The following is an 18,998-nucleotide window of genomic DNA, read 5'->3' as shown; positions in this document are numbered from 1 at the left end:
GGAACCCCGCCGAGCTGTATACCGGCAACGGCGGGTGGGGGGATTGGCAAGGGGAATTGCTTAAGAACATCATACATCAGGCCTCTGTCCGATAAAACCCGTGAAACCGGACAAAGGAGAGGATCAGAAGTTGGCAATCGGACAATTCGGACCAGCATTAGAACAAGTGTTAAAACGTTCAGGCGATACCAGGGAGAAGGCAGGACTCATCGTCCATGCTGACGCTTCATTAATAGGGAAAATCGCGAGAGGGACCCGTAAGGCTTCAAAACCAGTCATGAGTGCGGCAGTTGAGCACTACGATGACGGTCAGCTCTATCTTGCAGCGGCGGCGGAAGTCACCGGTGGTGCTTCTGCCCCTTGGCTGGATAACGTGGACCTGCATCGAGCCAATGTGTTATTCAAAACGCTCGAGGAGATGAGGGAAGTGCTGGACGCTTCTGGACATGCTCCAATCAGCAAGACAAACGAACAGATCAATGATACTGAACGACAGCAAATTAAGCGGCTACTCATGGAGACGGTCGAGGCAATCACAGCATTGACCCATTTGGCTGCAGTGTTATGTAAAGAGTATTCCTTCAGTTGGTTGGGAACTTGGAAAGAGCACCGGGCTGAACTGAAGGCTAAAAAATATTTGAAATGAGGGAGCACCATGGAAAGAGAGCAGTTGGTTTCCGAAGCGCGGCGAGTTGGTGAAGCTGCAAAGCATAACCTTCAGTTGATCCGTCAGAATCCGGATGCAATGTTGCCGGGGGAACAAGATTTTGCAGAGGGTTATCTGAACAACATGATTCGTGTAGCTGAAGCAGAAATGAAAAATGACCGCCGGCCAGGGCAGTCAGGTGGTTTGAAATCTCGGTTAGAGAATCTCTTGGTGTCCATTTTAACCCCGAAGCGTGAAAAGCGCAAGGAGGGCGCAGCGTGACCGATCAGCAGGTAAGAAGTTTCGGTCAGGCCCTTGCTGAACGCTTTAAACAGATAGGGGACGAGCAGGCTGCCGCAGAGAGACGGTTTCGCGAATCGTTTTATTCTTCAACTTCAACTCGTTTTGAGGTGCTGGAGTTGGAGCGCAAACGGGATATCGCACAAGCTGCCTATGATACATGGGATGAGGTTACTACAAATCTCCCCTCAGAGATTCAAACTGCTTTTTCAGAGCATTTTCAAAAAATAAACTCTACGGAGGCTAAATAATATGAAATCTACCGGAATTGTACGCAAAATTGACGAGCTTGGTCGGCTCGTTATCCCGATCGAGTTGCGCAGAACGATGAATTTAGAAATTAAGGACCCTGTGGAGATCTTCGTGGACGATGACAAAGTCATTTTACGCAAGTATGCTCCTGGCTGCGCAATTACTGGCAGCCAGGAAGACTTGGTCTCTTTTGAAGGGAAACTCTACAGCCGGGCAGTTATTCAGCAGATGGCTGCAGCAGCAGGGATTTAAGTGTTAGGCAGCGGCTTCGGCCCCTGTCTTGGAGTATCGGAGCTTAGAAATAACCTTTCCTCCCTCCGGTATTCCAAGATGCGGCTGACGCATCCAAGGTGGTGGCGGATCATACAGGTCAAGGGAACCGAAAAGGCCGGTTTTACTGGTGCAGTTATTCCCTCGCCCACCTTGCAATTACATAGAAAGGAGGCAGCGCATGCAAGTCATTCAGAAATTGACGGTTGTTAGTAATCCGACACGAATATTTGAGGTCGGTACTGAAGTGGAAGGCCGGGAGGTGATCGAGATCCGGCAGGTTGGTATGAATTTCGAAGATCATGTTCATTCGGAATTCATTATTGAAGATGAAAATGGCGAACTGATCGCAAGCGTGGAGAATGCTCCGGTCATCATCGACTGGAAGAGCATTGTTGAGCACGATGTTCCGATTTCATTAATTCATAACAAAAAATAGCCCACGGGCATGGGCTATCACTGATCTTTGAAAATCAAATTCTCGCCCCCACTATACCATGTTGGGGGCGCACTACACAAGAGGGAGTGAACGGAAATGTCAACAGCTTTCTCTGCTGATATCAGCGGGCAGCGCATCGAGATCGAAATTGTGCCTCCTACAAATTATTCACCTTCAATTCTTTCTATCCGGCAGCAGGCCGGTTCCTTTCAGCTGCATGCTGATCCGGAGCAGCTGGCCGAAGTTGAATACGCCATCCGGACTTACCTGGATAGTATCCGTTATCCTGAAACGCCAGACCAGCAGTCACTCTTGCATGATGAATGCAGAGCGGCTATCGAGGAGGAGATCGCTTGAAGCATATCGATCTGGAGCGTTTAACGCTTCGTAATTTCAAAGGTATTAGGGAGTTCATCCTCGCTGTTAACGGGCGGGATGCTGATGTCTATGGTGACAATGCCACTGGTAAGACCACAATCTTTGATGGATTCTTGTGGTGCCTTTTCGGTAAAGACAGCCAGAACAAGGCTGACTTCGAGATTAAGGGGCTGGACGGAGCCGGTAAGGTCCTTCAGCACAAGCTGGAACACGAGGTTGAACTGGTACTACAGGTTGACGGTCGCCCCCGGACATTCCGCCGGGTCTTCTCGGAGAAATGGACAAAGAAGCGCGGCGCACCGGTGGAGAGCTTTGAGGGACACAACACCACTTATTACGTTGACGGCGTTCCGCTCAGCATGCGGGAGTTTCAGAGCGAAGTTGACTCTATTATCAAAGAGGACCTGTTCCGGTTGCTGACAAGCCCTTCGTATTTTAACGAAGTGCTGAAGAAGGAGGAGCGCCGCAAGGTGCTCTTGGAAGTGTCCGGCGATCTTACGGATGCGGAGGTCATTCACAGTAACGAGGAGCTCGCTGAGCTGCCGGCCATCTTGGCCGGACGCGAACTGGATGCTCATAAAAAAGTTATCGCCGCTCGCAGTACAGCCATTAATAAGGAAATTAAGGAGCTGCCGGTCCGTATCAGCGAGGTTCAGCGTCAAATGCCGGACATCACCGAACTGGACGAAGAGCTGCTGAAGGAAGATATTGCAATGCTCCGCCGCCGGGTTGAATCTAGTGAGGCTGAATTGTCCCGTATCCTCTCCGGAGGCGAGGTGGCTGTCAAAGAGAAGCGGCTCCGTGAAATTGAAGGCGAGCTGATTGCCATTAAGAGCCGCATGCAATCGGATGTACTGGATAAAGTGGCTCTGAAGCGGGACTCGGTCAACCAAATGCACATTGAGGTCAACCGGTACCGCCGGGAGATCGAAGATAAGCAGCAGCGGATTCAGCAGAACGAGCGGCAGGCGGCAGGGCGCCGGCAGGAAGCGGACCGGCTCCGGACAGAGTTTTCGGAGTTGAAAGGTTTGATCTTTGAATCTGCCGGTGACCACGATGCTCACTGCTCCGCCTGCGGGCAGGCACTACCAGAGGATCAGGTCAAGGTAGCTCATGATAAAGCCGAGGCTGATTTTAACCGGCGATTGGCCGAGCGGAAGGAGCGCATCAATACTTCCGGTAAAGCAGCGGTTGCTGAAGCTCAGAAGTTTGAGCAAGAGGTTGTCCGGTTCCAGGGAGAAATTGAGGACTTGAAGGGTACGCTGACCTCGCTTGAAGCAGAGTTGTCAGCCGCTGAGGATGAATTGACCGAACTGCGTGAAGGGGTGAAAGACCCCTCAGCAGATCCGGAGTATACCAGCAAGCAGGCAGAAGCTAACAGGCTTCAGCAGGAAATTACAGCGCTGCGGCAATCCAGCCAATCGGCAGCGGTGGGTGTCAGGGAAGAGATCAGCCGGCTGCGGCGTGAAGTCGAGGACATGGAGCGCGATCTTGCTAAATTCGACGCAGTCCAGAGGGCACAGCAGCGGGTAACTGAGCTGGAGGAACAGGAGAGTAGCCTGGCCGCTGAATACGAGCGCCTGCAGCACGAACTGTTTCTCTGCGAAGAATTCACCCGCACCAAGGTCAACCTGCTCGATGCCAAGATTAACAGCAAGTTCAAATTAGCTCGTTTCAGACTATTTGATCAGCAGGTGAACGGCGGGTTGAAAGAGGTCTGCGACACGCTCTATAAGGGAGTGCCGTACGAGGGCGGATTGAATAACGCAGCCCGGATCAATGTCGGCCTGGACATCATCAATACACTTAGCCAGCACTATGGCTTCTCAGCTCCGATTTTCGTGGATAATGCTGAGGCTGTGACAAAGCTGATTGGGACGGATGCTCAGGTTATCCGGCTGGTGGTCAGTGAACAAGACAAGAAGTTGCGCATCGAGACGGCAGCTATACAGGAGGCGATTTAATTGAATACAGGTAATCAGGTGGCAATTATTCAAAAGGACATCACTGATGATGTTAATCGGAGCCTGACACGGTTGCAGGATGATGGGTTAATCTTGCCTCCGAATTACAATGCGAGCAACGCGTTAAAGAGCGCCTTCTTCAAGCTCCAGGAGGTTCAGGACAAGAATGGCAAGCCTGCGCTGGAGGTATGTACGCGGGAATCTGTCGCAAATGCACTGCTGGATATGGTTGTGCAAGGTCTAAGCCCGGCTAAGACACAATGTTACTTCATTGTGTATGGCAGCAAGCTTCAGCTTAATCGCTCCTATTTTGGGACACAGGCTGTTCTTAAACGTTTGTCCAACATTAAGGATATCTGGGCAAATGTGATTTATAAGGGAGACATATTTGAGTATGAAGTGGCTGGCGGGCGTGAAAAATTGGTCAAGCACGAAACCAAATTTGAAAACAGGGACAATGAAATTCTAGGTGTATATGCCGTCGTGAAGTCGGTGGATGACGAAGAAATCCTTACCGTCATGACAAAAAAGGAAGTTGACGCATCATGGAGTCAGAGCAAAACAAGTCAATCTGTCCATAAAAAATTCCCACAAGAAATGGCAAAGCGGACTGTCATCAACCGTGCGGCCAAGGCTTACATCAACACCAGTGACGACAGCGATCTACTGGTCGATGCAATTAATAGATCTACTGAAAATGAGTACGAAGAGCGTGTTGATGTGACGCCTGAAGAAGTCAAAGCAGAGCATGCGAACAAAGAAATGATTGATATCAAGCCGGAGGCTGCTCCACCTAAGGGACAACCCCAAGCCGACACGAAGAGCGACTCTATCGACATTTCGAAGTTTGACCAAGAAATGGATTTTTAACGTGATCGACATCCAATGCCTCGGTTCCAGCAGCGCCGGAAACGCCTACCGTATATCGGACGGCCACACCGCGATCCTGCTGGAAGCCGGTTTTCCTTATAAGTCGATTCAGCGGGCGCTTCGCTTCCGGATGACAGATATAGCTGGCTGCCTTATTACACATGAGCACGGCGACCACAGTAGGGCGGCGGCGGACATCATGCGGGCAGGCATTCCGGTATACACCAGCCGGGGGACAGCTCAGGCACTTGGCCTGTCGGGGCATCGACTTCGGTCTGTGATGCCGCGGGAGCCTTTTGAGATTGGGAGTTGGACAGTTATGGGGTTTGATGTTGAACATGACGCTGCGGAGCCACTGGGCTGGCTATTGGCCAACCAGGATGGTGACAAGCTGGTGTTCCTGACTGACTCCTATTACTGCCGTTATAAGTTTTCCAGGCTTACGCACATCATGATCGAGTGCAATTATTCCATTGATATCGTTAACCGCCGGGTGCTGGCTGGGGAGCTTCATCCGTCTCAGAAGAAGCGGCTGCTCCGTTCTCATTTCAGTCTAGAACACGTTAAGGATTTTCTGAAAGCCAATGATACCCGGAATGTTGAGGAGATCTGGCTGCTGCACCTGTCTGACGGGAACAGCGACGCTGAACTGTTCCGCCGGGAGATCATGGAGCTCACCGGCACAATTGTCCGGGTAGCTGATCGATGAACGGCCCGCTGGGGGAACGCATTTGGGTCAGTATGGTCGGAGAAAGTATTTGGGCGCTTCGTTCGGACGAGGAAGCATTCAGGAAGGCCGTGGTGGAGTATTTTGCCCGTGCTCATCCTGGATTCAAGGTTATCCGGGCAAAGCATCCATTCATCTACATTCAAGACGAACGGGGGACAGGACAATGAGCAAGCCGCAGCAGATTGATTTGTTTGCCTTGCTTGATTCGAAGCCGAAACCGCCCGCCGCAGCCCAAAAGCCACTCCTGAACGGCATCTATTATGAACGGAGAACCGGCTTATTTGTCACCTATGTCCAGGGACGCCGGCACTTCGAAGTCAGTCTAGGCCGATGCCTTGGAGATAAGGCGTGGAAGGAAAAAACAATGAGGGAGCGTGCCATATGAGTAACACTTCAGAAATGAAAGAGAGTCCGAACATTAATTTGCAAACTGGTGAAATCACTGATTTTATGCTGGATAAGATGAAGGCTGCCACGGATCAAGGAGAAGAGTCAGTCTTGCATTTCTTGGCAGCTTCCGCTTATGTTGCGGGTTTCTGCATTGCTCTGGCAGCTTCTAAGCCAAGTGCAGTAGGGCCTCTTCTGACAAGGAGTATGGATGCTCTGACAAGCGGACTTCAATCAGGTCTGGAGTTCACTGAGATTCCGATCGAATTCATTAAGATCGTGCGTGACTAAATGAAATAGGCTGCTGCGGGAGGGGGGAATACATGTCCGAGACAGCCAGAGAACCATCCCTTTCCGGACTTCTGAATCAGTTTGAAGCGATTGGAGGCCCGGAAGAATTCGGGCCAGAAGGGTTTGTCATTGCTATTGCATTGTGGCGGAAATCCAGCAAATTAGGCTGGCCACAAACCTTTCACATGACCAATACAGAGCTTCAAGTGCAGACAGGAATCGCAACCCGTAAGACCTTGAATGTCTATCGTTCCAAGCTGGTAGAAGCCGGAATCATTGCATACGAACCGCCTCCCCGGGGGTCTTCAAGAGGAAGCTATACCATTCATTTTCAGCTTGTTGGATCACCAAAACCTGTAACCTCAGGTAACAGGTCGGAGGAAGTAGGGCAGGAAGTTGTAACCGTAGGGAACCACTTTGGGAACAACATTTCAGAAGTTGACCCTCAAGTTGTAACGTCAGGTTACTACTTTCCGAAAGCTGTAACCTCAGGGAACCACTTTCGGGACACTGTATTAAAAGATCTTATTACTACTACTTCTACTGACAATGAGTTTGCTGATGAGATTGATCAAGACAAGCCAGGAGATATGTTCGAGCTGTTAAATGCCTTTTGCAAATTGAATCACAGACTTGATATTCACATTTCCCCGCGTGAACGTGAAGCCATGGGTAAGATGGTCGCCGGAGGTACGCCTAACCCTTTTACCATCCGAACTATGGAGAGCCTGCTTCAGGCAAAGCGCGAACGTGAAGGTGAAAATTTTAAGTACCCGACCAGCTTTTTGTATTACGTGGACGGAATTGAGAAAGCCTGGCTTAACTCCCAAACTACCGGCCCGCCGATGGATGGAGTCGCCCCGGGAGATAAGCAAGCACCTCAGAAGCCTAAAAAGACGAAGCAGCAGCAAGAGATTGATGATCTGGACCGCTGGATCAGAGAGGAGGAGGCCCGTGAACAAGCTGGAGGTCGCTAAGCTGTACAAGGAAATCAAGAAGCGGTACGCCAATTTTGACGCCAGTCTTCAGGCGGTGGAGGAAGACCTGGGGATGCTCCGAGATATCCCCTACGATGTCGCTTATTCCAATGTCCGGCAACATATCATGACCAGTGATTTCCCGCCAAAAATATCGCAGATCCGCGGGCGACTCGGTGAGCAAATCGAGCGCGAGCGGATGAAGGAGTCTACTGCAGAGCATTTTGCTAATTTGGATTCCTGGAGCGCTGCGAGTAAGCCGCCGCCACCAGGTTACTGGGATGAAGTGAAACGAAGGATTAGGGGTGCAGCAGATGCTTGACCAGGAACAAATGCTCGAGCAAATGGGCATTCAGCCGCCGGTGGACCTGGAGGCAGAGCAGGCAGTCCTCGGAGCTGCGCTTTTGGATCAGACGGCATACGATGCTGCTGCCGACATCCTGCAGGGCGGGGAATTCAGCGACAAGGGTCACGCTCGGATTTTTAGGGCTATGCGGAAGCTGGCCGACGCTGAGCTGCCGATCGATATGGTCAGCTTGACTTCTCGGCTCAAGGATAGTGAGGAGCTCGAAAAGGTCGGAGGTGTGAGTTATCTCGCCCGGATGGCCGGCGCAGTTCCGACCATTGCCAATGCCGGGTATTATGCCGAGCGGGTTCTGGATATGTTCCTCCGGCGCCAGGCGATCGATACGGCCATGGGGCTGCTGCGCAACGCAGGCGAGGAACAGGATGTGAAGGGTTTCATTGCTATGGCGGAGCATGCTGTATCCAAACTCTCTGATCAGACAGTTCCCGTGCGTGAGTTCATCGGCATCAAAGATGCCTTGATGCAGGTCTGGGAAGAGGCGGAGCAGCGGTATAACGTACGTGATACTAACCGCGGGATCACAGGCATTGAGTCTGGGTTCGCGGATCTGGATAAAATGACTGCCGGTTTCCAAAAGAATGATTTGATCATCGTTGCAGCCCGGCCTTCCGTAGGGAAGACGGCTTTTGCTCTGAATATTGCTCAAAATGTGGCCGTCCGGGCCAAGGAGAGTGTGGCCATCTTCAGCTTGGAAATGTCAGCGTCTCAACTCGTGCAGCGTATGATCTGCGCAGAAGCTCAGATAGACGCCAGCCGCATGCGGACAGGACGTTTTGAAGAGGGCGATTGGGAAAAGATGGCCATCGCAATGGCGGGGTTATCTGAGTCTGATATCCATATCGATGATACTCCGGGGATCACGGTCAACGAGATCCGTGCGAAATGCCGCCGGCTCAAGAAGGAAAAGGGCCTTGGTATGATCGTCATCGACTACCTACAGCTTATCCAGGGCAGGGGGCAACGGGGAGTGAATCGGCAGGAAGAGGTTTCCCAGATCTCCCGGACACTGAAGCAGCTTGCACGGGAACTTGAAGTACCGGTGATTGCTTTGTCCCAGCTCAGCCGCGGCGTTGAGCAGCGCCAGGACAAACGCCCGATGATGAGTGACCTTCGTGAATCAGGCTCAATTGAACAGGATGCGGATATCGTGGCCTTCTTGTACCGCGACGATTACTACAACCAGGATGCCGAGAAAAAGAATATTATCGAAATCATTATTTCTAAACAGCGAAACGGCCCTGTTGGGACTGTGGAGCTGGTGTTCCTCAAAAATTTTAATAAGTTCGTCAATTACGAGCGGGCACATGCGGGGCAGCCGCAACCGCCTGGGAATGTGAAGGACATGAACAAGCGCAAATGGGCGTGAGGGAGGCAATCATGGGAGATCAGGAACAGTTTTACGGTTATTGCTTCCCGGAGCCGGGAGGCTGGCATACACCATCGGTGACGCTGAATACCCCGGATGAGATTTACCGCTATACGCAAGTCCAAGGTAGAACCGGTGTGTTCCGGGAAGTGCGGGTGACTGACGGTGATGACTCTATCGTCGTTCAGATGATCGATGGCCAGAAGAGTGGAAGCAGCTTAATAAGGGGGATGGAGCAGATGAAGCAGGGAAAGCGGCCGACCAGGAAGCAGAAAATAATGTTGGCCGGTCTTGATCGGGTTGACCCGAAAAGCTGGCTGATCGAGCGTGACACACCGGAAGAACTGATCTTGGTTAGTCGTAAGACGGGCAAGCCCAAGAAGATCAAAAAGGGTGTGTAATGAGCGGGCGCAATTACTGGCACGTGTATAACTGGCTACGCCGGCATTATATCGCCACTGGTGTAGCAGCAGAACGCATGGATCTCCTGGAAGAGTTCGCGGAGCTGGAATCCGGGGAGATCGACGAAGGCATCACAGAATTCGAGCTTGCGGTCGGCAAGCGGAAACGGGGGGCGGTACCGGATGACAAAGAGCACACGCAAGCCGATTGATCCGTTCTTCCAGCGGCGAAATTACTTCACCGTATGGGACGACGGCGGAAAGCTGGCGGGGACGGTGTTTGTATTGGATACATCGATGATGCCGCAGAACCAACGAGGAGGGAGACTGAATGAGCAAGTTCTTCGTGTACGAAGAGAAATGTCAACTGCAAAGGGGAAGAAAGATCAGATATGAACTAAACGAAATGGGATGTTGGATTTGCGTGAGCCATACAACGGACCCCGCAGGATATCCCGTTATAACTCGCAAGGGGAAATTTTACCGAATGAGCAGGTATATCTATGAATGTGAACACGGTGTCATCTCAAATGGATTGTTTGTTATGCATAAATGCGACAATCCAAACTGCATTAATCCTAAGCATTTAAGTATTGGAACTCCCAAACAAAACAGTATAGACATGGTGTTCAAGAATAGGCAAGCAAGGGGCATGAAAAATGGTGGTGGTGTTAAACTCAATGATCAGAAAGTTAGATCCATTAGAAAAGACAACCGCACTCTTCAAGAGATCGCTGACCATTATGGAGTATCAAAAAAACTGATTCTAAACGTCAAAAAGCACAGAAACTGGAGGCATATCATATGATCCAGTTTACTGTTTACGGAAATCCAGTCGCTCAAGGTAGGCCGAAGTTCAGCACTGCGGGGGGCTTTCCCCGGGCGTACGACCCGGCCAAGTCACGGGACTACAAAGACTATGTTCGGCTGGCTGCTCGGGAGTATGCGCCGGCTGCTCTGCTGGAGGGAGCATTGGGTATTGCCATCACAGCCTACCGTTCTACGCCTAAGAGTTTCAGCCAGAAGAAAGCGGCGGCTGCTGAACGCGGAGAGATCCTGCCAACAACCAAACCGGATGCTGACAACTACCTTAAAGGGGTTAAGGACGCGCTGAAGGGGATCATCTGGAAGGACGATAGCCAGGTTGTGGACGCGTTTGTGAAGAAGCGGTACAGCGCAAGGCCACGGATTGAAGTCAAAATTAAGCAACTCCAATAAAACCAGAGGGGATGGGATCAGAATGATTAAGGATTATGCGAAATTCAGTGCAACGGTAGCGAAGGGGATTAAGGTTGGTGACACGGAGGTAGAGATCAAGCTGCTGCTGCCGCTGAGAGTCATGCAGGAGAATTTCCTGTTCCTGAGCAGTAATCAGGGCGAGAAGATTAATGTCTTCATGGGAGATCCGCAGGCGGCCTTTGATTTCGGTGAAGAGGATGGGGAGATCTACCGGGAAGTAACCGGCCGCCGGGTGACCACTGATGCTTCTGGCGTTGTCGTTGATATTGAGCAGCGGGAAGATGGCGACCCTAACCAGGTCCTTCTGTTTGATCAAGAGGGCGAAGGTGGCACCTCAGGTGAAGGTTCTGAGGCAGGAGGGAGCAATGATGCCGATCATACAGAAGGGCAGCCAGAAGAGCAGCAGGAAGGGTCAGAGAACGAGCATGAACATGCGGATCAAGGCCAGGGCGAAAGTCTGGAACCAGAGTGGCTGAACGGTGAAGGTGGCGGCAACGGCGCTGAAGTTGAGAAAGGCGGATCTGCTGCTGGAGAGAATGCTGGTGAAGAGAACCAGGGCGAGGGGCAGAACCCCGAAGGAACTAACGCTCCTGAAGAGGTCAGCAAGGATGCCCTGGAATCGTTCATTTTGACCAACCGGCCCGTTTATGACGACATCGAGATTGACGGCACGCCGATTCTTTTCCCCGAGCTGCTGCAGGAGCGGCTGGAGCTCAACAAGACCTGGAAGGAGATCGCCCAGGAGAAGGAAGTAAGCCCATCGGTGCTGTCGGCCAAATGGGGCGCCTACAAGAAGCGGGTTGAACGGAAAATGATGAAGGGTGACGGGGGAGCAGCGTAAGCTGCTTCTTCTCTTACAGGAGGGTCTTATATGAAGGAGAAAATTCAATCGGCTTTGGTCAATTTGGAGCCGCAGCTGAAACGGGTATCGAAACTTATTCAGGATGCTGAGAATGATGGAATATATAGCAGTGAAAATCCGGATGACTTGTATCTCCGGGGGATGTTCTACCAGATTCAAGACAAGCTCGATGCTGCTCGTCGTCTGACCCGTCGAACGGTGGCGCCAATCCTGAAAGAGGGGGTTCTGCAAAAGCGTTCAGATGGGCGGTACGGCCTGCAGGGTGGGACTTACTTTACCAGTGGTGAATCTATTGAGTATTTGCTGACGGAGTCTGGAGAGGATGCCAGATGGGTGAGCTCAAGGGTTGAGCATAACGGGGAGGATTACTGCATCGTTGGCAGGAAGGGGCTCTCCCTTCAGGGGCTGCGGGTTCGGATTAAGGAGATCCCGTTATGGGATTGAAGGCAAAAGAACGGATGGAGTAAATCCCATCCGTTCAATCTTCAGTAAGTTTGAAATCTACAAGTTGCCTGCAATTTGGGCAGTTTGCTTCCATTGTGTAGGTCTTTTTCTCATTAAGAGTTAAAAAAGAAATTAATTGTACGGCGAGCCCTGGTAGCGAGATTCCAGCAAGCACAAGAGTAATTCGATTAATTATTACGGTGTTTGTAAGGACTTTTTCATCAAAAAAGGCTAAAAATATTAAAACACCTAATAAAGAGAGAAGTCCAAGTACTGCAAAAATAAATAATAATGAGTATACAATTTTAGCCCAACGCTTCATTTTTCTAAACGTCATTTTATCACCTCGAATCTAATACGGAGATTCAGGAGAATAGATTCAATATTATGGAAGGAGACCAGGCGGATGGATGAGCAGGAGCGCCGGCGCATATTTCAAAAAGTAAAATCGATGTCGAATCTGAAATTCTGGAATTGGATGAATTTCGTCCACTCCAGGGCCTATGCAAAGGCCCAGCAGCATTATGAAGAGGCGATGGGGATTATTCTGCAGCCGAAGCAGGCCGCTGCAGTAACAGCTAAGGCCAAGGAGATCCGGGAGTCCTGGGACGGCATGGCGACGATTACGATGGATGAGACTGAGGGTGCTGAGCTTAAGTCTGTGGGGGTGTAGGCAATGGGTAGAGCAAGAAACTGGACAAATGAGGAAGTGGAATACTTGCAAGACCGTTGGGGAGTAGTAAGTTTGAAATCTATTGCTATCCGGCTTGACCGCAGTATAGAAGCTATTAAGCTGAAGGCCAGTAAAATGGGGCTTAAGGATTGTCGCATGAATTTTGATGGTATCACAGTGAATCAATTATCTCTTGCTCTTGATAAATCATATAACCAGATCATTCGGTACTGGATTCCGCAGTATGGCTTCCCGGCAAGGCGGAAGATATTCGTCAGTAGCGCTCGGGTATTAGTAGTAGGCTACGATGATTTCTGGAAGTGGGCAGAGCAGCATAAAGAACTGATTAACCTGGCTAAGATGGACCCGAACCTACTTGGCGCTGAGCCGGCTTGGGCGAAAGTGAAACGCAGAGCAGACCTGATGCGGTCCCAAAAGACATATCAGGCGGTTGACTGGACGCCCGAGGAAGATCAGCGACTGGTTCAGGTGCTTGGAACTAAAGGAATGACCTATCCCGAAGTTGCCAAGTTGTTTGATCGTTCCGAGGCTGCTGTGAAGCGGCGGCTCCATGACCTCGGAGTTAAGGTGCGCCCGGTTAGGCTTGAGAATCATATTAAATACACCGCAGAGGACGTACAGATACTGCTGCGAATGGCGCAAGAAGGCTATAGCTATGAAACGATCGCTCAGGCTCTTGGAAAGAGCGCTTTAGGTGTACGTGGGAAGCTGGAGCGGATGGGATTTGATTTTAAACGCCGGCAGTTACGGGAGGAGAGCATCAAGTGATTAAGAAGTCTCTTACGAATCGGCAAGACGAGACGCTGCAACTCATAAAAGGCTTTATCGCTCAGAAGGGTTATGCTCCTTCAGTTACCGAAGTCGCGGATCTCCTGCAGCTGAAGTCTCGTTCCACGGCTCATTCGCTGGTTAAGCAATTAGTAAATAAAGGTTACCTGGAAAAGACGGATTTTGAGGTTAGGACGTTGCGGGTGGTGGGGCAGAAGGAAAGTGATTCGCTCGAGTCATATGAAGCATTGCGTGAAGAAAATGTGCGGCTGCTGCAGGAGAACATGGAGCTGCGGGAAAAGCTTGCGGGCTATACAAATCGATAATACAAAGACCCCCATATCCTTGGCCGGGGCGGGGGTCCTTCAGTTAAGCCATCCTCTTGACATTATAGCATAAAGGGGAGTAGGGGAATGGCTATGGTTTGGGGGCAGGATGAGCTTTTTCCAACAGCGAGTGAGACAGAGATCCAGCGGACAAAGTTTCTCCTCTGTAAATTTAAAAGCATGTTGTTGTTAATGAGTGATTACGAAAGGTATACGAAAGATATGCAACAAGTAGCAATTGATGGAGAAGTCGCACGACGGATTGATCAAGATGAGCTGCACGCTGACAAGTCTGCTAATGCTGTTATTCTACTAGAAAAACAACGTTGGGTATATGAGCAGTACCAACTCTATACCGTGTCTATTCGGAGGGCGACTGGTCTTATTCAGGACAAAGAAGCGCGCAATGCTATTCAACATAGGTATATTGAAGGACATTCTTTTAAAGAGACCATGATGTTTTTTCGACATGGTATGAGTGACAGCACAATTCGACGGAAGCTGAATGAAGGAACAGAAAGTGTTGCTAATACGCTGAAACTAATTGGTTTTTTTGAAAAAGATAAGGTTTAGTCTTTGGATGAGTATATAATAAGAAATCTATCCCTCAAAAAGGGAATAGATTTCTTATTATAAAATTCTTATACTACAAGTTCGTAGCTATAGGTTTCTGTATTGGGATTTAATGCATAAATAATGAAATTATGATTCCTATTGTTAATTGTTGCAACAGTTTGAACTTCTAATGTGGACGTCTCTAATGGAAGAATTTCATAATGCTCTTTTTCAAACTTAAATATCTTTATAATCTCGACCTTTCTAAAAATTTTATTCGCTCTGTCATAGCAATATAGTTTTGTATCTTTAGTAATAATTTTATGAAAACTATTTCTTATAGCTATTATAGCGGTCTGTCCTCTGGAGTTACCTTTATAAACTCGAAGCGGAAATATCCGCTTACATACGAGTTCTTCTTTTTCTATAGCCTTAATTAATAATTGACTTTCACAATATTCATAAACTAATGACGACATTATTTTAATAAAATTCAATATGGACTCAAATTGCTTTAATGTATATACCTCTACAAGTTGATATTGATGGGAAACTATATTTCTATTCTCTACTAAAACATTCAAGTAGGCTTCTACATATTCTATGACTTCATATCTAGTTTTTATATCCTTAAATATAGGGACAATTTGATTGTTTTTAAGGTCTTCTAATGCAGTTTCTAACTCCTTATGATTTTCGGTGTGTTTGGCGAATTCATTCTCATTAAACATAATTCTTTGGAAAAGCGATTTTAATTCTTTGAAGTTCAAATTATTTGAATAGCATAAATTTTCTGGAGTAATATTGAATTTATTCTCGTCAATACTATTCAAGAAAAGCTTGCGAGTGTAAGATTTCTCTTGAACATGTTGAAAGTAATTCACTAAAAAATTCTTATCAACTAAAATTTTTTTGTAATTTTCAAAATAACTAAACACTATTTTTTTTGAGAAATTTTCCCAAAATGTATAAATCTCAATAATTAAATTTTTATGTGATGACTTTTTAAATAAAGATGCATCTTTCCCATGTAGCGTTCCAAGTATATTACCATTAATTTTTATTATTTCTAAAATTTCCCCTATATCTTGAGAAAGGGCGTTATAGCTCATTAGTATTACCTCGTAAAAGCTTTTTTAGAATTGCCACACGTTCTTTAACATTACGTATTGATGTATATTTTCCGTTGAACACATCACTATTTTTGCTGATACATTTGAATTTTTCGGTAATCATAGTCGTAGGATTTAACTGCAATAATTTGGCCTCCAAACCTTCTTCCATTAACTCAGCACAACTTAACATTACCGTATCATATATCATTTTTTCACTCTTTTTAGAACTTCCCGAAGATTTAAACGCAGTTTCCCCGAATAAAAAGTTCACTATATTCAATGTGCTATTAAAAAGTTTTTCCAACACAATAATATTCTCTTCTGTGAAATCACGAGCTTTCTCTGCATATACATCTAAAATAGCAAAGGTGTTCTTCGCTAAATTATATTTGCAAGCGCTCTTGTAGGCAAAAAACCTAAGAACCAATTCACAATCTTCCATTCGACTATAGTTTTCACTCTCAAGCTCGCCCCAAAGAGTTCTGAAAATTTCTGATTCAGCCATCTTAATTAATCTTTCATTAAAATCACAGGAATACATTGCATTTCTTATTTCTTGTGGGGAAAGCTCTATTCCACCTGTATTTAATCTCTCAAAAACAAAACGCTTCATTAACTTCTCTTGTTGTTCATCATTAGCAGTTTCTTTCAGCAGAATTATCGCTGATAAATACCTTCTTTCAATAGCTAACTTTAGTTCATTGGGTAAATCTGAAAAGTATTTTTCATTTAATTCACCCCAGAGATCTAAGCCTTCGAGAGCAAATTTATTATCAAAAAATTCTAATATTGAAGTAACCCTTTGAAGTCCATCCATAACTTCATACCTGGAAAAATCGTATTCATAAAGAAAAATTGGTGGTATTGGAACATTAATTATAAAGCTTTCAATTAATCTTGACTTTCGTTTATTATCCCAGACTCTTCGTCGTTGATAATCAGGGTTTAAATTGTATGAATCAAAAATATTCTTTAAATTTGCTAAAGGATATCGGGCTTGTTCAGTAACAATTCGAACTTCACCCTTTCTATATTTTTCTACAATTTCTGTTTCATTATATTTTGTGGTTTTATCGCTTTTCATATTTGCAATCTTCAATACATCGTTATAGTTAAAACTCATAAATGCACCTCATCTTTTTTAATAAAATCACTTCATAATTATACCAATTCCTGCGAAGAATTGTTGAGAAAGATCGGATACTCTAATCCTAGTAATTAATGTGTGTGAATATTTTCGAGAAAAAATGACAAAGATTGATTGAATATTGACTCAAAGTTGAGTAACATATGATTGTTTTTCCGTGATAGTATGGGTTCGTGGAAATCAGGCGAGAGTGACACGCACGGCTGCACCTGCGGCACTTAACCGGGGCGTACCTCCTCTCGCTTTTCTATGAAAACATTTGAAGTAGCTTGAAGATCATGGCTATTGATGCACCACCAAAAAGCATCTTTAATATGAATGGCTTAAAAGCTTCGCTCACTCTATCCATAAAAATAGTCACCTCCATTATTTGTAGGACTAAAGTTCGACATTAAAAGAGGAAATTCCTTCCTTTGTGACGAATACAGACCTATACGACCATACTCACGGAGGGGTTTCAAGTGGCAAGAAGAAAGAGCAAGGCAAAGCAGGAAGAAGAGTTCTTTCAGGGATTGGCTGGCTTAGCAGCAATGGGATTAGCACTCGGAGGATACTATTTAACCAAAACCTTACAAGGTGCTATAGTTGGAGCAGCTGTCGGTGTGGCTGTTGTAATTGTATTGATGATTGTGATAGGGCAGAAGCGGGCTGAACGCTTAAAGAAATCTGGTATAGCTGAGATTGATAAAATGGAAGGTGTACAGTTTGAACAATATCTTGGCCACCTCTTCCGTTCTCAAGGATATAAAGCTGAAGTTACACAAGCAGCCGGTGATTACGGTGCTGATCTGGTATTATCAAAAGATGGGAAGCGGATTGTTGTCCAGGCTAAGCGGTACAGCAAGAATGTCGGTCTGAAGGCAGTACAGGAGGTTAGAGGGGCCGTTTCACATTATGGCGCTTCAGCTGCTTGGGTAGTAACGAATAGAGATTATACTGAGCAAGCCTATAAGCTTGCAAAGTCAAATAACGTGCGGCTTATTGGCCGAGAAGAGCTTATCGAAATGCTTCTCCAAATGAGAGAGAAGACGGTAGCTGCTAAAAAAGTCAATAATGCTAAAACGAGCGCTTAATTGAAATAGTGAGCAATATAAAGCATGACGTATAAATTGATGTACTCAAGCCTGTTATTCAATATTGGTGGCTTTGACTCTTATTTCGTTAGATCATTAAAATGGTCTTGTCCTCCTTTGTTACAAAGTCCGTAAAGATTTTAAGCAAAGAGCGCAGCGCATTTGCTGCGGATGCGGAGCGGACGCCACTGATCTGGCCTTGCTCAATGTACGGCGTAATTGTATATATATTCCGAAGTCGCTCATTATTGGGCGGCTTTTTTATATTGGGGGAATTATTTTGAAGAAGGAGCAAAAGCAACAGCGGTTAAAAGATCAGCCGAAGCAGCCGGCTAAATGTAAAGGTTGCATATGGGGGCGTTGGGAAGGAACAGCACAGTTTTGTAGCAGAGTGCAGTGCCAGAAGGAAAAACCTTCCTGAACGTCGAATAATGCATAGAAAAAGGAGGTTTATATATGTCGATTAATGAAACCGTAGAAAGGCATCTTCAATACCTTTCATTACGAAAAAATGCTTTTGAAAAAACTAAACACTTTTTTCAAAATTTATGTGAAGTCTACAATACTCAACTGTTTCTTTTAAATAATGAATTTCCGGAGTCTATTGTAAAACCGGATATCAACAAACTTAAATCATCATATAACTTCAAAATTAATGGTAATAGTTATAGCTTATCCCTTCTTGATGGAGCGGTGATGTTAAAGGAACCAGAAGAAATTTCTGAAGATTACAAGAATACAGAGCCAGTTGAAGCGATTGTGTCTGATAAAAATGTGAGCTGCTATATCTCCGGTTGTATTGTACTTACTATGCAAATTGAAAATCAGCATGCAACGCTGTTGAGAGTTTTTGTGAACAGTAGTAACGAAATTGCTTATGAGTATGGAATGGGTTGGAAAAGGAATTTATCTTTTTCGGAAATTCCTACAAAAGCAGAAGTGATTAATGAATTTTTTGTCCAGCCAATCCACTCAAGTCTAATGGAGATTAGAGAAACATGGGCGCCTTTTGAAAATATTAAGCTTTTAGATAATTTAAGTTCTTTGAATCCAAACAATAATACAATTGGGTTCCTTTAGCACCTTCGGGTGCTTTTTTTATCCCTATAAATGACCTTCTGTGAGCCGTTCTTAGAC

At 46.7% G+C, this 18,998-nt stretch carries 30 protein-coding genes; 27 read left to right on the top strand and 3 right to left on the bottom strand.

Annotation, left to right across the window (positions count from 1 at the left end; genetic code table 11):
• Window positions 1-130 precede the first annotated feature (130 nt).
• The 21 genes from C162_RS20445 to C162_RS20345 all read left to right on the top strand — a co-directional run bounded on the left by C162_RS20445 (window position 131) and on the right by C162_RS20345 (window position 12,183).
• Window positions 131-646, top strand: a complete 516-nt coding sequence (locus tag C162_RS20445) for a hypothetical protein (protein WP_036697083.1) — start codon at window positions 131-133, stop codon at window positions 644-646.
• 9 nt (window positions 647-655) lie between these two features.
• Window positions 656-928, top strand: coding sequence for a hypothetical protein (locus tag C162_RS20440; RefSeq protein WP_036697082.1), 273 nt, complete (start codon window positions 656-658; stop codon window positions 926-928).
• The gene (locus C162_RS20435) at window positions 925-1,197 is read left to right on the top strand and encodes a hypothetical protein (protein WP_036697081.1); all 273 of its coding nucleotides are present in this window, start codon (window positions 925-927) and stop codon (window positions 1,195-1,197) included. Before C162_RS20440 ends, C162_RS20435 begins: the two co-directional genes overlap by 4 nt.
• Before the next feature lies 1 nt (window position 1,198).
• Window positions 1,199-1,450: an AbrB/MazE/SpoVT family DNA-binding domain-containing protein gene (locus tag C162_RS20430; RefSeq protein WP_036697079.1), complete on the top strand. Its 252-nt coding sequence runs from the start codon at window positions 1,199-1,201 to the stop codon at window positions 1,448-1,450.
• A 199-nt stretch (window positions 1,451-1,649) separates the two neighbouring features.
• Window positions 1,650-1,907 (top strand): hypothetical protein, encoded by a 258-nt coding sequence (locus C162_RS20425; protein WP_036697078.1) that lies wholly within the window; start codon window positions 1,650-1,652, stop codon window positions 1,905-1,907.
• Between the two features lie 96 nt (window positions 1,908-2,003).
• The gene (locus C162_RS20420) at window positions 2,004-2,264 is read left to right on the top strand and encodes a hypothetical protein (protein ID WP_036697076.1); all 261 of its coding nucleotides are present in this window, start codon (window positions 2,004-2,006) and stop codon (window positions 2,262-2,264) included.
• Window positions 2,261-4,249 (top strand): AAA family ATPase, encoded by a 1,989-nt coding sequence (locus C162_RS20415; protein WP_036697074.1) that lies wholly within the window; start codon window positions 2,261-2,263, stop codon window positions 4,247-4,249. Before C162_RS20420 ends, C162_RS20415 begins: the two co-directional genes overlap by 4 nt.
• Entirely contained in the window at window positions 4,250-5,119 is an 870-nt protein-coding gene (locus C162_RS20410; protein ID WP_036697071.1) for a recombinase RecT, read from the top strand.
• Window position 5,120: 1 nt separating this feature from the next.
• Complete coding sequence (locus C162_RS20405) at window positions 5,121-5,828, top strand: MBL fold metallo-hydrolase (RefSeq protein ID WP_036697070.1); 708 nt, start codon at window positions 5,121-5,123, stop codon at window positions 5,826-5,828.
• 184 nt (window positions 5,829-6,012) lie between these two features.
• Window positions 6,013-6,234: a hypothetical protein gene (locus C162_RS20395; RefSeq protein ID WP_036697067.1), complete on the top strand. Its 222-nt coding sequence runs from the start codon at window positions 6,013-6,015 to the stop codon at window positions 6,232-6,234.
• Window positions 6,231-6,527 carry a hypothetical protein gene (locus C162_RS20390; RefSeq protein ID WP_036697065.1) on the top strand — a complete coding sequence of 99 codons (297 nt, stop codon included), beginning with the start codon at window positions 6,231-6,233 and terminating at the stop codon, window positions 6,525-6,527. Before C162_RS20395 ends, C162_RS20390 begins: the two co-directional genes overlap by 4 nt.
• A gap of 32 nt (window positions 6,528-6,559) precedes the next feature.
• Window positions 6,560-7,504, top strand: a complete 945-nt coding sequence (locus tag C162_RS20385) for a hypothetical protein (RefSeq protein ID WP_036697064.1) — start codon at window positions 6,560-6,562, stop codon at window positions 7,502-7,504.
• Window positions 7,482-7,826 carry a hypothetical protein gene (locus C162_RS20380; RefSeq protein ID WP_036697063.1) on the top strand — a complete coding sequence of 115 codons (345 nt, stop codon included), beginning with the start codon at window positions 7,482-7,484 and terminating at the stop codon, window positions 7,824-7,826. Before C162_RS20385 ends, C162_RS20380 begins: the two co-directional genes overlap by 23 nt.
• On the top strand, window positions 7,819-9,237 hold the full coding sequence (gene dnaB / locus C162_RS20375; protein ID WP_156949669.1) for a replicative DNA helicase: 1,419 nt from the start codon (window positions 7,819-7,821) through the stop codon (window positions 9,235-9,237). The genes C162_RS20380 and dnaB overlap by 8 nt, the downstream gene beginning before the upstream one ends.
• A gap of 11 nt (window positions 9,238-9,248) precedes the next feature.
• Window positions 9,249-9,638 carry a DUF6906 family protein gene (locus tag C162_RS20370; protein WP_036697062.1) on the top strand — a complete coding sequence of 130 codons (390 nt, stop codon included), beginning with the start codon at window positions 9,249-9,251 and terminating at the stop codon, window positions 9,636-9,638.
• 23 nt (window positions 9,639-9,661) lie between these two features.
• Window positions 9,662-9,850: a hypothetical protein gene (locus tag C162_RS20365; protein ID WP_162174484.1), complete on the top strand. Its 189-nt coding sequence runs from the start codon at window positions 9,662-9,664 to the stop codon at window positions 9,848-9,850.
• Window positions 9,822-10,034, top strand: coding sequence for a hypothetical protein (locus tag C162_RS36400; protein WP_162174483.1), 213 nt, complete (start codon window positions 9,822-9,824; stop codon window positions 10,032-10,034). The genes C162_RS20365 and C162_RS36400 overlap by 29 nt, the downstream gene beginning before the upstream one ends.
• Before the next feature lie 91 nt (window positions 10,035-10,125).
• The gene (locus C162_RS20360) at window positions 10,126-10,446 is read left to right on the top strand and encodes an HNH endonuclease (RefSeq protein ID WP_162174482.1); all 321 of its coding nucleotides are present in this window, start codon (window positions 10,126-10,128) and stop codon (window positions 10,444-10,446) included.
• Window positions 10,443-10,856: a RusA family crossover junction endodeoxyribonuclease gene (locus tag C162_RS20355; protein WP_036697060.1), complete on the top strand. Its 414-nt coding sequence runs from the start codon at window positions 10,443-10,445 to the stop codon at window positions 10,854-10,856. Before C162_RS20360 ends, C162_RS20355 begins: the two co-directional genes overlap by 4 nt.
• Before the next feature lie 22 nt (window positions 10,857-10,878).
• The gene (locus tag C162_RS20350) at window positions 10,879-11,718 is read left to right on the top strand and encodes a hypothetical protein (protein WP_036697056.1); all 840 of its coding nucleotides are present in this window, start codon (window positions 10,879-10,881) and stop codon (window positions 11,716-11,718) included.
• Window positions 11,719-11,748: 30 nt separating this feature from the next.
• Window positions 11,749-12,183, top strand: coding sequence for a DUF5348 domain-containing protein (locus C162_RS20345; protein ID WP_036697055.1), 435 nt, complete (start codon window positions 11,749-11,751; stop codon window positions 12,181-12,183).
• Window positions 12,184-12,217: 34 nt separating this feature from the next.
• Here the strand turns inward: C162_RS20345 and C162_RS20340 are convergent, their stop codons facing one another.
• Window positions 12,218-12,520 (bottom strand): hypothetical protein, encoded by a 303-nt coding sequence (locus C162_RS20340; protein WP_036697054.1) that lies wholly within the window; start codon window positions 12,518-12,520, stop codon window positions 12,218-12,220.
• Between the two features lie 69 nt (window positions 12,521-12,589).
• Between C162_RS20340 and C162_RS20335 the strand changes: the two genes are divergently transcribed.
• The 4 genes from C162_RS20335 to C162_RS20320 all read left to right on the top strand — a co-directional run bounded on the left by C162_RS20335 (window position 12,590) and on the right by C162_RS20320 (window position 14,544).
• Window positions 12,590-12,856 (top strand): hypothetical protein, encoded by a 267-nt coding sequence (locus tag C162_RS20335; RefSeq protein WP_036697052.1) that lies wholly within the window; start codon window positions 12,590-12,592, stop codon window positions 12,854-12,856.
• Between the two features lie 3 nt (window positions 12,857-12,859).
• Window positions 12,860-13,645 carry a hypothetical protein gene (locus C162_RS20330; RefSeq protein ID WP_036697051.1) on the top strand — a complete coding sequence of 262 codons (786 nt, stop codon included), beginning with the start codon at window positions 12,860-12,862 and terminating at the stop codon, window positions 13,643-13,645.
• Complete coding sequence (locus tag C162_RS34495) at window positions 13,642-13,971, top strand: helix-turn-helix domain-containing protein (RefSeq protein ID WP_051493771.1); 330 nt, start codon at window positions 13,642-13,644, stop codon at window positions 13,969-13,971. Before C162_RS20330 ends, C162_RS34495 begins: the two co-directional genes overlap by 4 nt.
• A gap of 87 nt (window positions 13,972-14,058) precedes the next feature.
• Window positions 14,059-14,544 carry a hypothetical protein gene (locus C162_RS20320; RefSeq protein WP_036697050.1) on the top strand — a complete coding sequence of 162 codons (486 nt, stop codon included), beginning with the start codon at window positions 14,059-14,061 and terminating at the stop codon, window positions 14,542-14,544.
• A 68-nt stretch (window positions 14,545-14,612) separates the two neighbouring features.
• Here C162_RS20320 and C162_RS20315 read toward each other — a convergent pair whose 3' ends face one another.
• Both C162_RS20315 and C162_RS20310 read right to left on the bottom strand, forming a co-directional pair.
• Window positions 14,613-15,638 (bottom strand): hypothetical protein, encoded by a 1,026-nt coding sequence (locus C162_RS20315; RefSeq protein ID WP_036697049.1) that lies wholly within the window; start codon window positions 15,636-15,638, stop codon window positions 14,613-14,615.
• Window positions 15,628-16,764: a DUF262 domain-containing protein gene (locus C162_RS20310; protein ID WP_036697048.1), complete on the bottom strand. Its 1,137-nt coding sequence runs from the start codon at window positions 16,762-16,764 to the stop codon at window positions 15,628-15,630. Before C162_RS20310 ends, C162_RS20315 begins: the two co-directional genes overlap by 11 nt.
• 485 nt (window positions 16,765-17,249) lie before the next feature.
• Between C162_RS20310 and C162_RS20305 the strand changes: the two genes are divergently transcribed.
• Window positions 17,250-17,861: a restriction endonuclease gene (locus tag C162_RS20305; RefSeq protein ID WP_235218482.1), complete on the top strand. Its 612-nt coding sequence runs from the start codon at window positions 17,250-17,252 to the stop codon at window positions 17,859-17,861.
• A gap of 456 nt (window positions 17,862-18,317) precedes the next feature.
• Window positions 18,318-18,941 carry a hypothetical protein gene (locus C162_RS20300; protein WP_036697047.1) on the top strand — a complete coding sequence of 208 codons (624 nt, stop codon included), beginning with the start codon at window positions 18,318-18,320 and terminating at the stop codon, window positions 18,939-18,941.
• Window positions 18,942-18,998: the final 57 nt, after the last annotated feature.

The organism is Paenibacillus sp. FSL R7-269 (assembly GCF_000517865.1).
Lineage (GTDB): Bacteria > Bacillota > Bacilli > Paenibacillales > Paenibacillaceae > Paenibacillus_AQ.
The sequence above is the reverse complement of the archived record's forward strand: the minus strand, read 5'-3'. Positions and strand labels throughout refer to the sequence as shown.

What these genes read in the sequence shown, in the direction of transcription:
- C162_RS20440 (WP_036697082.1), top strand. Translation starts at nt 656, where the DNA reads ATGGAAAGAGAGCAGTTGGTTTCCGAAGCGCGGCGAGTTGGTGAAGCT.
- C162_RS20300 (WP_036697047.1), top strand. Translation starts at nt 18,318, where the DNA reads ATGTCGATTAATGAAACCGTAGAAAGGCATCTTCAATACCTTTCATTA.
- C162_RS20430 (WP_036697079.1), top strand. Translation starts at nt 1,199, where the DNA reads ATGAAATCTACCGGAATTGTACGCAAAATTGACGAGCTTGGTCGGCTC.
- C162_RS20320 (WP_036697050.1), top strand. Translation starts at nt 14,059, where the DNA reads ATGGCTATGGTTTGGGGGCAGGATGAGCTTTTTCCAACAGCGAGTGAG.
- C162_RS20355 (WP_036697060.1), top strand. Translation starts at nt 10,443, where the DNA reads ATGATCCAGTTTACTGTTTACGGAAATCCAGTCGCTCAAGGTAGGCCG.
- dnaB (WP_156949669.1), top strand. Translation starts at nt 7,819, where the DNA reads ATGCTTGACCAGGAACAAATGCTCGAGCAAATGGGCATTCAGCCGCCG.
- C162_RS20345 (WP_036697055.1), top strand. Translation starts at nt 11,749, where the DNA reads ATGAAGGAGAAAATTCAATCGGCTTTGGTCAATTTGGAGCCGCAGCTG.
- C162_RS20390 (WP_036697065.1), top strand. Translation starts at nt 6,231, where the DNA reads ATGAGTAACACTTCAGAAATGAAAGAGAGTCCGAACATTAATTTGCAA.
- C162_RS20385 (WP_036697064.1), top strand. Translation starts at nt 6,560, where the DNA reads ATGTCCGAGACAGCCAGAGAACCATCCCTTTCCGGACTTCTGAATCAG.
- C162_RS36400 (WP_162174483.1), top strand. Translation starts at nt 9,822, where the DNA reads ATGACAAAGAGCACACGCAAGCCGATTGATCCGTTCTTCCAGCGGCGA.
- C162_RS20360 (WP_162174482.1), top strand. Translation starts at nt 10,126, where the DNA reads ATGAGCAGGTATATCTATGAATGTGAACACGGTGTCATCTCAAATGGA.
- C162_RS20330 (WP_036697051.1), top strand. Translation starts at nt 12,860, where the DNA reads ATGGGTAGAGCAAGAAACTGGACAAATGAGGAAGTGGAATACTTGCAA.
- C162_RS20315 (WP_036697049.1), bottom strand. Translation starts at nt 15,638, where the DNA reads ATGAGCTATAACGCCCTTTCTCAAGATATAGGGGAAATTTTAGAAATA.
- C162_RS20350 (WP_036697056.1), top strand. Translation starts at nt 10,879, where the DNA reads ATGATTAAGGATTATGCGAAATTCAGTGCAACGGTAGCGAAGGGGATT.
- C162_RS20335 (WP_036697052.1), top strand. Translation starts at nt 12,590, where the DNA reads ATGGATGAGCAGGAGCGCCGGCGCATATTTCAAAAAGTAAAATCGATG.
- C162_RS20370 (WP_036697062.1), top strand. Translation starts at nt 9,249, where the DNA reads ATGGGAGATCAGGAACAGTTTTACGGTTATTGCTTCCCGGAGCCGGGA.
- C162_RS20425 (WP_036697078.1), top strand. Translation starts at nt 1,650, where the DNA reads ATGCAAGTCATTCAGAAATTGACGGTTGTTAGTAATCCGACACGAATA.
- C162_RS20420 (WP_036697076.1), top strand. Translation starts at nt 2,004, where the DNA reads ATGTCAACAGCTTTCTCTGCTGATATCAGCGGGCAGCGCATCGAGATC.
- C162_RS20310 (WP_036697048.1), bottom strand. Translation starts at nt 16,764, where the DNA reads ATGAGTTTTAACTATAACGATGTATTGAAGATTGCAAATATGAAAAGC.
- C162_RS20395 (WP_036697067.1), top strand. Translation starts at nt 6,013, where the DNA reads ATGAGCAAGCCGCAGCAGATTGATTTGTTTGCCTTGCTTGATTCGAAG.
- C162_RS20340 (WP_036697054.1), bottom strand. Translation starts at nt 12,520, where the DNA reads ATGACGTTTAGAAAAATGAAGCGTTGGGCTAAAATTGTATACTCATTA.